A 10704-nucleotide genomic window follows, 5' to 3' on the forward strand; every position below is an offset into this window, starting at 1 on the left:
TCCTTGCGCCACAACCAGGCCATTATCCCAGGCTCGCGCAGGCGGTCAGGAAAAGTCGTCGGTGACCGCGCCGCGGCTGGCCGAACCCACGGTGCGGGCATACTTGCCCAGGATCCCGCGGTCGAAGCGCGGCGCCGGAGGCTCCCAGGCAGAGCGGCGGCGTTCCAGTTCGTTGTCGTCGACGTGCAGCCAGAGCCGATTCTCGCTGGCGTCGATCTCGACCGTGTCGCCATCCCGGACCAGGGCAATCGCACCACCACGGGCCGCCTCGGGTGCCACATGCCCGACGACCATGCCGTAGGTGCCCCCGGAGAAACGCCCGTCGGTGATCAGGCCGACGGAATCGCCAAGGCCGGCTCCGATGATGGCGGCCGTGGGGGCCAGCATCTCGCGCATGCCCGGGCCGCCGCGCGGGCCCTCGTAGCGGATGACCACGATGTCGCCGGCCCGGATCTCGCCTGCAAGGATGGCGTCCAGGCAGGCCTCTTCGGAGTCGAAGCAGCGCGCCGGGCCGGATATCGCGGTGCGCTTGAGGCCGGTGATCTTGGCGACCGCACCCTCCGAGGCAAGATTGCCCTTGAGCACGGCCAGGTGCCCCTCGGCGTAGAGCGGCTCGCTGATCGGGCGGATGATGGTCTGGTTCGGGGGCGGTGCATCCGGTACGCCGGCGAGGGTCTCGGCCAGGGTCTGGCCGCTGATGGTCAGGCAGTCGCCGTGCAGCAGCCCCGCATTGAGGAGGATCTTCATCACCTGAGGGGTGCCGCCCACCGCATGGAAGCGGGTGGTCACGTATTGGCCGGACGGCTTCAGGTCGCAAAGCACGGGGACCTTGCGTCGGATCCGCTCGACGTCGTCGATATCCAGTGGGACTCCGGCGGAGTGGGCGATGGCCAGCAGGTGGAGCACCGCGTTGGTGGAGCCGCCAACCGCCATCACCACGGCGAGGGCATTCTCGAATGCCTGGCGGGTCATGATGTCGCGTGGGCGCCGGTTGGCGTGGATCGCCTCCAGCAGGACCTCGGCCGAGCGCGCCGCCGAGTCGCTCTTCTCGGGATCCTCCGCCGCCTGGGTGGAGGAGCCGGGCAGGCTCATGCCCATCGCCTCAAAGGCGCTGGACATGGTGTTGGCGGTGAACATGCCGCCACAGGATCCTGCGCCCGGGCAGGCGTTGCGCTCGACGCCCTGCAGATCCTCGTCGGAGAGCTTGCCGGCAGCGTGTTGCCCGACCGCCTCGAAGGCGCTGACGATCGTCAGCTCCTGTCCCTTGTAGTGGCCCGGCTTGATGGTGCCGCCGTAGACGAAGATGCCGGGGACATTCATGCGGGCGAGCGCGATCATCGCCCCGGGCATGTTCTTGTCGCAGCCACCGGTGGCCAGGATGCCGTCCATGCTCTGACCATTCACCACGGTCTCGATCGCGTCAGCGATCACCTCGCGCGAGACCAGCGAATACTTCATCCCGGGGGTGCCCATGGAGATACCGTCGGAGATGGTGATGGTGCCGAAGACCTGCGGCATCCCGCCGGCCTCGCGCACGGCCTGCTCGGCACGGTCGGCGAGGGCGCCGATGCCGATATTGCAGGGCGTGATGGTGCTGTGGGCATTGGCGATGCCCACGATGGGCCTGTCGAAGTCATCGTCGCCGAAACCGACCGCGCGCAGCATCGCGCGATTGGGGCTGCGGCGAGGGCCTTCGGTCACGATGCGGCTGCGGCGATTGTGCGGTGCCATGGTGCTCCCGGTGCGGTCAGTTCACGAATGAGAGGCTCAGTGCGCGCCGGGATCGTTCCGGCGCACGTAGCGGCCATTCAGGAACCGGTCGAAGAACTGGCCGAGGGCGGGGTGCTCGATCTGCTCGCCCCGCATGTCGGGTTCCAGGTGGCGCTCGGCCACGTAGGTGCTGTGCGTGTGCCCGTCCACCAGCACGTGATACCAGGGCTGGTCCTTGGGCGGGCGGCTCCTGGCCACGTTTTCGTACCATTCGTCGGATCCCGCGTACACCGGATCCACGTCGATGATCACACCGCGGTAATCGAACCGGGTGTGGTGCACCAGTTCGCCAACGGTGAAGCGCGTCCGCGTGGTCATGATCCCCTCGTACCGACTTGGTGTTTGGTGTGGAACCAAAATGCGGAAATTGGGTTCGTACTGCAAGGGTCTTCAGCGAAGCACTTGCACCATGCCGTCAAAGGCGAGCCGCACATCGACGCCCCGTTCCTCGGCCAGGGGCCCGATCCTGGCCATCGCGGTCTCGTCCCCGCCCTTGACGATTTCGGAACCAAGATGGGTGAAAATGGCGCGTGGAACGCCTTCCTTCTGGCACCAGGTGAGCTGGGTGCGTACCGGCGTGTGGCCGATGAGACGGTCTCCGGGCTTGCGGACAAGGGATCGTTCGACCGTGGCTCCGTCGCCGACATAGAGCTTGCAGCCGGAAAGAGCCGATTGCCGATCGTGGATGTAGACCACGTCGGGCACGTAGAAAATCGTTACACGCCCGGCCTCGATCCGGTAACCGCCGGCCGGACAACGCGTGGAGTGCTCCACCGGAAACAGGGTGAAGGTGATACCCCGGATTTCCTCGGGCCTTCCCGGCTCGACGAGGTGCCTGTCCTCGAGGGGGTAATCCGCAATGGCCTCCCAGGTCTGCGCGGAGGCGTAAACCGGGCGGGCCGTGCCGCTCTTCAGCCCCCAGGCATGATCCGGATGGGCATGGGTCAGGACGATCGCCTGGGGATGGTGCTCCTGGAACCGGTCCCGCCAGTCCGCACCACAGTCGATCATCACCCGTCTGCCGCGGTATTCCACCAGCGTGGCAGTGTGGCGGCGGTGCCGATCGGTAGCGGCATCGATGTAGCCGCGGGTGCCGAGGAAGGTGAGTTTCATGCGGGCGATTCCGTGATGGCCGGTGACGTGGGCGGCGACCTGGCGAAGCCGCAGAGCGATCTTCACGTTCCACCCAGCTTTCCACGTGGCGATCGAGGATTGCAATGCGGGGAGGTCGTCACGATCCAGTTGACCATCCGGGCCCGGCCCGGGGCCCTTGGCCCGCATGAGTGGCCCCGCGACCGCCGTCTGCACGCGGGCGAGGAAAATATGGTGGAATGACACAGTGCCGAGAGTCGCGAAGCGGCCCGTCAACACATCTATGCAACAGGGATTCCAAATGCCTTCCAGCAAGCCCCCAATCGTCTGGTCCAACGTGATCTTCTTCGCGCTGGCCAATTTCGCCGCGTTCATCCTCGTGCCGCTGTGGGGCCTGATGCATGGCTACAGCGGCTGGGCCTGGTCCTTCTTCGCCCTGTTCGTGGTCCTCACCGGGATGAGCATCACGGTCGGGTATCACCGGCTTTGGGCCCACCATTCGTTCAAGGCCCGGGCGCCGCTGCGCTGGCTGTTGGCGATCTTCGGTGGCATGGCGCTGCAGAACAGCATCCTGAACTGGGTGGCGCGGCATCGCGTCCATCATCGCTACGTGGATGATGTGACCCGGGACCCGCATTCGATCAAGAGCGGGTTCTGGCACGCGCACATCGGCTGGATGCTCCGCGAATGGCCTACCACCGAGGCCGACTACTCGCGCGTGAAGGATCTGGAGAAGGATCCCATCGTGATGTGGCAGCACCGGCATTACTGGACGCTGGTGTGGGTGATGAATCTGGGTCTGCCCCTGGCGCTGGGGCTGATGGTGGGAGATGTCGTGGGCGTGCTGCTGCTTGCCGGTGCCCTGCGGCTTGCGTTGAGCCACCACTTCACCTTCTTCATCAATTCCCTGGCGCACCTGTGGGGCCGCCGCCCGTACAGCGACGAGAACACGGCCGTGGACAACCCGGCCGTCGCGTTGCTGACCTGGGGCGAGGGGTATCACAACTATCACCACGCCTTCCAGGCCGACTACCGCAATGGCGTGGCGTGGTGGCATTACGACCCCTCGAAGTGGCTGATCAACCTCTGTGCCTGGTGCGGACTGGCCTACGATCGGCGCAGGACCCCGGCGTTCAGGATCCAGAGGGCGCGGCTCGCGGTGGAACTGCGCCGGCTCCAGCGTCTCGCGGAGACCCCCGGATTGCACGAGACCTGGCGCGGTGCGCTGGAGCGGGAGTATCAGCGTTTTTGCGAGACCGTGAACCAGTGGCAGGAGGTACAGGCGCAAAAGGTCCGGGCAGGCCGTGAGGCAATGAACGACCGCTGGCTGAAGACCGAACTGCGGACGTCGTTCAAGGAACTCGAGTACCGTCTGAAGATGCAGCGCCGCCGTCTGCATGTACTGGCCGGTGAGCTGAACGATCGGGTTCGTTCCAGCCTGTCGCCGCCCACCGTGTCCGGGTGATCCGGCTTCACCGTCGTTTGCAGGATGCTGGCTTGGATGGGGGACTGGTGCCCGTCGGCTGACGGGCGCCCCGGCAACCTCGCCACTCAGTCCTCTTCCTCGGCGGGTTTCTCCCGTTCGAGGAGTTTGTCGAGTTGCTTGCGACGACGGGTGACGGAACTTGCGTGGCGCCGCAGGTCGGCCCAGGGGTCGTCTTTCTGTGCCAGCCGGCGGGGCACGCTCTGGATCGTCCAGTCCCTCGGCGAGACCCCCTGCGCAACCTCGTCCCAGGTGACCGGCGTGGCCACCGGCGCACCCTCACGGGCCCGCACGCCGTAGGGCGAGACCGCGCTGGACCCATAGGCGTTTCGCAGCGTGTCCAGGAAGATCCGGCCCCTGCGCTTGGCCTTGCGGGCCTCCAGCGTGTAGGCCGGCTCGTTGCGGCGCACGAGTAGCAGAGCGACGTCGTGCGCGAACTTGCGCACCTCGTCGAATTCCGCGCTGCGGTCCAGCGGCACCACCACATGGAAGCCCTTGGAGCCCGTCGTCTGGACCCAGGCATCGAGGTCGACCTCCCTGAGGGCACCGCGGATGTCGAGGGCCGCCTGGCGCACGGCGTCGAAGTCCTGGATGCCTTCGGGCGGGTCGAGGTCGTAGATCATCTTGTCGGGATGCTCGAGATCGACCGCCCGGGACAGGTAGAGGTGCGGGGTCAGGACGGCCTGGTCGGCGAGGTAGACCAGCGCCGCCTTGCTGTCCACGATCGGGGCGTTGAAGCTCCCGCCCTCGCGCTTGGGCACGTTCACGGTCTCGATCCAGTCCGGGAAATAATCCGGCGTGTCCTTGTGGAAGAAGCTCTTGCCATCGATACCGTCCGGGTAACGTTCCATGCTTACGCCGTAGCGCTTCATGTGGGGGACCATCGTTTCCGCGACCGTCGCGTAATAGTCGACGAGGTCGCCCTTGGTCAGACCCGTGGCGGGGAAGAAGACCTTGTCCCGGCTCGAGATGTCGATGTCATGCCCGCCGATCCGCACGTCGCGTCTCCCCTAAAGCCCCGTCGCCTGGCCCTCGGGCTCCTTGCGGACGTCGCGGGCCTTCTTGTCGCGCCTGAGTCCCTGGTAGCGGGGGTGGCGAAGTCCCTCGCCGGACGTCCACTCGGTGAACGCCACCTCGCAAACGAGCTTCGGCGTGACGAAATGCACCCCCTTCCTCTCCGGATCACCCTCGTCGTAGGGCGAGGTCTTTCGCTCGAGCTTCGTCAGCCGGGAGTGAAGGTCTTCGAGGGTCTCATCGTCGAAGCCCGTGCCGACCTTACCCGCGTAGACCAGGTTTCCGTCACGGTAGAAGCCCAGCAGTAATGCGCCGAGGCCGACGCGACTGCCCTTCGGCTCCGTGTAGCCGCCAATCACGAACTCCTGCTGGGCGACGCACTTGAACTTGAGCCACTTGCCCGAGCGCCCGTGCACGTACCTGGCTGTGGCGTCCTTCGCGATCAGGCCTTCCCACCCCTTGGCGCAGGATTCCTCGTAATACTCCATGCCCTTTGCCTTGCGGTATGGCGTCCAGCGGATCGGATCGTTCCAGTCCACCGCCGCCTTGAGCACCTTCTTGCGTCCCTGAAGGCTGCACCCGGTGATGTCGTGGCCGCCGGCATAGAGGCAGTCGAACACGTGGTAGTGGACCTTGACGTTGCTGGCGCGGGACTCCTCGCGGCTCGAGGCATGCATGCGCGGCTGCAGGCGCTGGAAGTCGCTGATGTTGTCGCTGCCGAAGGCGACGATCTCGCCGTCGAGGATGCAGCCAGCCGCCGCATGCTTCTCGAGCGCCTCCTGCACTTCCGGGTAGCTGTCGTTGGCTTTCTTTCGGTTGCGCGTCAGGAGGCTGACCCTGCCGTTGTCATGCACATAGGCGATGACGCGTTCGCCATCGAGCTTGCGTTCGTATATCCAGTCCTCGTCACTGAAGTGGTCGTGAGTCAGCTTCGCGAGCATGGGATCCATCCAGTCCGGCATCGACTTCGCCGCGGCCCTTCCGCGGTCCCCCTGCGACAGGTTCCCGAGGAGGTCAGTCATCGTCGTCCCTTTCCTGCGCCTCCTTGCGAACTTCCGCGAGCGTCCGCCCCGTCTTGACCGACTCCGGCTCGGTGGACGTGGGATTGCGCCGCGCGTCGGCTTCCTTGTCGTCCATCTTCACGAGCAGCCAGCGCAGGTCGTCGCCGCTGCCGGTGCGGATCAGCGCATAGCCTCCCGAGATCTTCCGGCCCTCGAGCCGGACGGTCACGTGACCATCCGCGATCTGCTCGGCGACAGAGGCGGGCTTGCCGTTCTCCTGCGCATTCCCCGCCTTCAGGTTCTCATAGCTTCCGCGATCCCAGACGATCACCGTGCCGGCCCCGTATTCGCCCTCGGGGATGATGCCCTCGAAGTCGGCGTAATCCAGAGGGTGGTCTTCGGTCGGTACGGCGAGACGTTTCTGGTCCGGATCGGTTGCGGGTCCCTTCGGGACCGACCAGGACTTGAGGACCCCTTCCACTTCGAGCCGGAAGTCATAGTGGTGGCTGGACGCATCGTGCTCCTGGATCACGAAGATCGGTCGCTTGTCGGCCCAGTCGAACCTGCCGGATGCGCCTCGCGGTTCCGGCGTCTTGCGGAGGTCACGTTTCTTCTCGTACTCCTCGAGTTTCGACATCTCGTGTCCTCCAGTGGGTTGGCCGCCGCCGAATCGCCCTGGTCGTGCACGCGATGGCGTGAGAGGCGAGGCGCCGCGCGGTGTTCCGGGCACTGCCTCACGAATTCCGGACCGCCATCGGGCCGTTGCAGGCAGCGGACATGCAACACGGAAACAGGGCGCGGATAAGCATCGTCCTGAAGCGGGCACCTGTCTGGAGTATAGGAAACCGAGGCGGATTTTCAGGGCTCCGGACGGGGCGGCGGCAAGGCAAACGTCCTTCCGGCGCGGCTGGCCGCGTGGCGCTGACTGTTGCTGTGACCACTTGATGGCGATGCCGACCCGTCGGCCGGGGCCTGATGGTCCCGCCGCGACCGACCCCTCAGGCGAACAGTGCCCCGATCAGGCGCTGCAACAGGCGTGGGTCGGGCGCTTCCATGCGCTCGCCGTGGCAGCCGGCGCACGGTCCGGCGCCGTGGACCGGCTCGCGGTCATCGCGGTATCCGACCGCCTGGAATGTCCAGCGACTGCGCAGGTTCTTGACCTGGCCGACATGGTAGCCATTCGCGTCGAAAACGGCGTGGAGGTCCTGGCGCAGCTCCAGGAGTTCAAGTCCACGCAGGTCGGGCGTCCCGGCGAGGGGCTCGAAACGAAACCGGGCAAGGGATGGGGCGTCCGGCGCGAAGAGGGTTGTCAGCGGGGCAAAGCTGCGTCGGTGATGCTCGGTGGGCCCTTTGCGCAGCAACCCCAGGTAATGGGCGTCCGTCCCGTAGCCAACGTTGCTCTGCCAGCCATAGCCCGGATAGCGCCCGGCCAGCTCGTGCATCAGACGATCCCGGACGACCTTCGCGATCACGGATGCGGCTGCGATGGACAGCGAACGCCGGTCCCCCTTGACGATCGGAATGGCCGCGCAGGCCACCGACGGCGCCCCGCGCCCGTCCACCAATGCGATGTCGGGGGCGGTTTCCAGCGATTCGACCGCCCGTCGCATCGCGAGCATGTCCGCGTGGAAGATGTTATGCCGATCGATCTCTTCGACGCTCGCCAGACCGACGCCGACGTCCGCTATACGTTGGATGATGTCAAAGAACCGGGCCCGCTCGCCGGCCGAAAGGAGCTTGGAGTCGGTCAACCCTCGCAGCAGGCGGGGCTTCGCGCCTCGCGGCAGCACCACCGCCGCGGCCACCACCGGGCCGGCGAGCGGCGCGCAGCCCGCTTCGTCCACCCCACAGACCCTTCCCTCGAGCTTGCGTTCGAGGTTCAGGGTCGGCCAGTTAGGCAAGGGAGATCGGGTAGGCATGGCTTCAGCGGATTATCGGCTCCTGAGAGGGCGTCCGCCAAATGGGCCCCATGGAGGCATCCGAGGAACGGGTGGATCCGGCAAAACGGTTCTTCATGCCTTCTATACTCCAGGGTCAGGTCATCAGGGCAATGACGACAGGGACAGGACTATGGCAGCAGCGGCACCGGCAGCGGCTCAAGGCTTCGAGGACGGGGCATTGCAGGCCCGGTGCTCACCGGCTGCCATCGGCGGGTCATGAGCTCGCGGTGCTCGCCATTCTGACCGGTCGAGCCTGACGGCTACAAATCACCAGTCAATGGAGAGGTGCGGAATATGGCGCGTTTGAAAGACAAGGTGGCGATCGTAACGGGAGGCGCAATGGGTATCGGCGCCGCCACTTGCGAGATGCTGGCCCGCGAAGGGGCTGCGGTTGCGGTGACCGACCTGCAGGACGAAGAGGGCGCGGCGGTTGTGGACCGCATCACAACCGCCGGTGGCAAGGCCCGCTATTGGCATCTCGATGTTGCCGAGGAGCAGGAGGTACAACGGGTCTTCGACGAGGTCGCCGATGAATTCGGCAGGCTCAACGTCGTGATCAACAATGCCGGTATCTCCGGGGTCAACAAGGGCACGGACGAGGTCACGGTGGAGGAATGGGAGCAGGTCATCGCCGTCAACGTGCGCGGTGTCTTTCTGTGCACCAAGCACGGGATCAAGCACTTGCGCAACGCCGGCGGCGGGAGCATCGTCAATCTGTCCTCGATCTACGGTATCGTTGGCGCGCCCGATCTGCCTCCCTATCACGCCTCCAAGGGCGCGGTGCGGCTGATGACGAAGACCGATGCCCTGCTCTATGCCAAGGAGGGTATCCGCGTGAACTCGGTGCACCCGGGGTATATCTGGACACCGCTGGTCGAGGCCCTGGGGCGCGAGTCACCCCAAGGCGTCGAGGCGTTCCGCCGTGAACTCGACGAGAAGCACCCGATCGGCCACGTCGGCGAGCCGGACGACATTGCTGCCGGCATTGTCTACCTTGCCTCTGATGAGGCGAAGTTCGTTACCGGCAGTGAACTGGTAATCGATGGCGGCTACACCGCCCGCTAACCGCTGGCACCGTTCCTGATACCCGGGATCTCCACCCGCGTGGCCTTCATGGCGAGCATTGCCGCGACGGCCGCCGCCTTCCTGGCCATCGGTCTGCTGAAGGGAAGGGTGCTGGGAGAGGGGATGCTGCGGTCCGGGGCGGAGACGCTCGCCGTGGGCGGCGGAGCCGCGGTGCCGGCCTATCTGGTGGGCACGCTCATCCGCCAGGTGGCCGACGTCTCGGGCCTGTGATCAGGACACGGATTGGTGGGCTTGGCCCTTGGACGCCGGAAATGCTCACACCTATACCCGGATCATCGGGTCTGCCGTCGATCCGTTGTTTACGGCTCAGTCGGCGGTCCTCCTCGCCACATAATAGCCATAGCTGACGAACGTCGAGTTTCGTTCATAGAGTGCGATCTCGCGTTCTTCTGCTGCCACGATGGCTGCCGCAGCCTGCGAGTTGCCGTTGCGCGCCAGGAACGCTGCGAAGCGGGCCTGCATGGGGCGATAGTAGTTGTCCAGCCAGCATCGTTGCTGAAGAGCGAAGTATCCAATCGGTGAGAAGCCACTTGCCTCCAGGATCGCCATCTTGGCCGATGCCGTATCCACCTCGGGGTATTCCTGGATCCAATGCTGCTCGAGTTCGGCAGGCCTCTCTTGCGTCAGCCATGTCAGCTCGGACACGGCCAGTATGCCATCCGGCTTCAGAAAGCGACGCCAGGCCTTGATGCCGTTCGCAAAGCCGATGTTGTAGATGGCGCCTTCCGACCAGATCGCGTCGAAGGATTGTTCTTCGAACGGAAGTGCATGCATCGTGGCGGCCAGCGTCTGGATCCGTTCGTCGAGGTTCTCCCGTGCCGCGGCGATATCGAGGTCGTGGAGGAAGTCCGGCAGGAAATCGACAGCGGTCACCGAGGCGTCGAGTTCCCTCGCCAGCACGAATGAGGAGGCGCCGGTCCCGCAGCCGATATCGGCAATCCTTAGGCCTGTTCCGGCATTCAGATCGGACAGCCTGATGGCAAGGCGCGTGTCATCGTCGCCGCCGGGCCCCTGGCGTTTGCCGTCCCGGTGCAAATCGACGAGAAGGGAGAGCTCCTCCAATCGCTGGCCTCCGTTGTTGCGTATCAGGGTCCATGCTTGGTCCGGAAATCAAGGCTCCAATACGCCCCGCAAGCGGTCCAATGCCCCCTTGTGGCTGCGAGCGCCCATCTGCCGGATATTGTGCAGCTTCCATTGGTTTTCGTCTGCCCTAGTTGGGGCGGTCGTTGCCGTGCAGGGAGTCACGAGGCGATCGCGCCCAGGCCGGGGAGGGCGGTCCGGTTTCGTTTCAACCATTTTCGGGTGGTCGGGTTCCTGG

11 protein-coding genes are annotated in these 10704 nt (G+C 65.5%); 3 read left to right on the forward strand and 8 right to left on the reverse strand.

Going from position 1 to position 10704, the window contains the following annotated elements:
- Positions 1–45: 45 nt before the first annotated feature.
- From ilvD to ACESMN_RS01700, 3 genes are all read right to left on the reverse strand, one after another.
- On the reverse strand, positions 46–1731 hold the full coding sequence (gene ilvD / locus ACESMN_RS01690) for a dihydroxy-acid dehydratase (RefSeq protein ID WP_373051852.1): 1686 nt from the start codon (positions 1729–1731) through the stop codon (positions 46–48).
- A 36-nt stretch (positions 1732–1767) separates the two neighbouring features.
- Complete coding sequence (gene hspQ / locus ACESMN_RS01695) at positions 1768–2088, reverse strand: heat shock protein HspQ (RefSeq protein ID WP_373051853.1); 321 nt, start codon at positions 2086–2088, stop codon at positions 1768–1770.
- 72 nt (positions 2089–2160) lie between these two features.
- Positions 2161–3177: an MBL fold metallo-hydrolase gene (locus tag ACESMN_RS01700; protein WP_373051854.1), complete on the reverse strand. Its 1017-nt coding sequence runs from the start codon at positions 3175–3177 to the stop codon at positions 2161–2163.
- On the opposite strand from ACESMN_RS01700, the gene ACESMN_RS01705 reads away from it, so the two are divergent.
- A complete protein-coding gene (locus tag ACESMN_RS01705) occupies positions 3164–4327 on the forward strand; it encodes an acyl-CoA desaturase (RefSeq protein WP_373051855.1) in 1164 nt (387 codons plus the stop codon). The genes ACESMN_RS01700 and ACESMN_RS01705 overlap by 14 nt on opposite strands.
- Before the next feature lie 86 nt (positions 4328–4413).
- Here ACESMN_RS01705 and ligD (ACESMN_RS01710) read toward each other — a convergent pair whose 3' ends face one another.
- The 4 genes from ligD (ACESMN_RS01710) to ACESMN_RS01725 all read right to left on the reverse strand — a co-directional run bounded on the left by ligD (ACESMN_RS01710) (position 4414) and on the right by ACESMN_RS01725 (position 8204).
- Entirely contained in the window at positions 4414–5343 is a 930-nt protein-coding gene (gene ligD, locus ACESMN_RS01710) for a non-homologous end-joining DNA ligase (RefSeq protein ID WP_373051856.1), read from the reverse strand.
- A gap of 12 nt (positions 5344–5355) precedes the next feature.
- Positions 5356–6381 carry a non-homologous end-joining DNA ligase gene (gene ligD, locus ACESMN_RS01715; protein ID WP_373051857.1) on the reverse strand — a complete coding sequence of 342 codons (1026 nt, stop codon included), beginning with the start codon at positions 6379–6381 and terminating at the stop codon, positions 5356–5358.
- The gene (locus ACESMN_RS01720) at positions 6374–6997 is read right to left on the reverse strand and encodes a DNA polymerase ligase N-terminal domain-containing protein (RefSeq protein ID WP_373051858.1); all 624 of its coding nucleotides are present in this window, start codon (positions 6995–6997) and stop codon (positions 6374–6376) included. The genes ligD (ACESMN_RS01715) and ACESMN_RS01720 overlap by 8 nt, the downstream gene beginning before the upstream one ends.
- Positions 6998–7358: 361 nt before the next feature.
- Positions 7359–8204, reverse strand: a complete 846-nt coding sequence (locus tag ACESMN_RS01725; protein WP_373051859.1) for a ribonuclease HII — start codon at positions 8202–8204, stop codon at positions 7359–7361.
- Positions 8205–8594: 390 nt separating this feature from the next.
- On the opposite strand from ACESMN_RS01725, the gene ACESMN_RS01730 reads away from it, so the two are divergent.
- Together ACESMN_RS01730 and ACESMN_RS01735 are read left to right on the forward strand one after the other, a co-directional pair.
- Positions 8595–9365: an SDR family NAD(P)-dependent oxidoreductase gene (locus ACESMN_RS01730; RefSeq protein ID WP_373051860.1), complete on the forward strand. Its 771-nt coding sequence runs from the start codon at positions 8595–8597 to the stop codon at positions 9363–9365.
- A gap of 3 nt (positions 9366–9368) precedes the next feature.
- A complete protein-coding gene (locus ACESMN_RS01735) occupies positions 9369–9596 on the forward strand; it encodes a VIT1/CCC1 transporter family protein (protein ID WP_373051864.1) in 228 nt (75 codons plus the stop codon).
- A 96-nt stretch (positions 9597–9692) separates the two neighbouring features.
- Here ACESMN_RS01735 and ACESMN_RS01740 read toward each other — a convergent pair whose 3' ends face one another.
- Complete coding sequence (locus ACESMN_RS01740; protein WP_373051861.1) at positions 9693–10448, reverse strand: class I SAM-dependent methyltransferase; 756 nt, start codon at positions 10446–10448, stop codon at positions 9693–9695.
- Positions 10449–10704: the final 256 nt, after the last annotated feature.

Source organism: Thioalkalivibrio sp., from assembly GCF_041690275.1.
Taxonomy (GTDB): domain Bacteria; phylum Pseudomonadota; class Gammaproteobacteria; order Ectothiorhodospirales; family Ectothiorhodospiraceae; genus Thioalkalivibrio.